This is a genomic window from Pseudomonas sp. SIMBA_041, from assembly GCF_046535095.1.
In the GTDB taxonomy this organism is placed as follows: Bacteria; Pseudomonadota; Gammaproteobacteria; order Pseudomonadales; family Pseudomonadaceae; genus Aquipseudomonas; species Aquipseudomonas mucoides.
In genome coordinates this window covers 1-269 of sequence record NZ_JAWRXJ010000345.1, presented here as the reverse complement: position 1 = coordinate 269, position 269 = coordinate 1, and the positions used below count along the sequence as shown (strand labels likewise).

Annotated in this window: 1 protein-coding gene; it reads left to right on the top strand. The window is 56.1% G+C overall.

Annotation, left to right across the window (positions count from 1 at the left end; genetic code table 11):
* Positions 1–269: contractile injection system protein, VgrG/Pvc8 family (locus tag SB725_RS31425; protein WP_410923326.1), on the top strand; the 269-nt coding region annotated here is incomplete at both ends.

Genomic DNA, 269 nt, shown 5'->3' with positions numbered 1-269 from the left:
AGTGCAGTTCGCCCCATCGATGGGCCTGCCGGGCAATGCCGTCTTGCCACATCAACTCACTTCAAGCGAAGGTATTTGCGAGCCGCTCAGGTTCACCCTGCAAGCGCTATCCAGCGATATTTCAATGCCACTGAAGGCATTCATCGGTGCGCCCGTGGCGTTCCAGGTAGGCGACGTCGCAGGTACTGAACGAACCATTTGTGCAATCGTTTGCGAAGCGCGTCAATTGGCCGCCGATGGCAGTTTCGTGCTTTACGAATTCGTGTGCA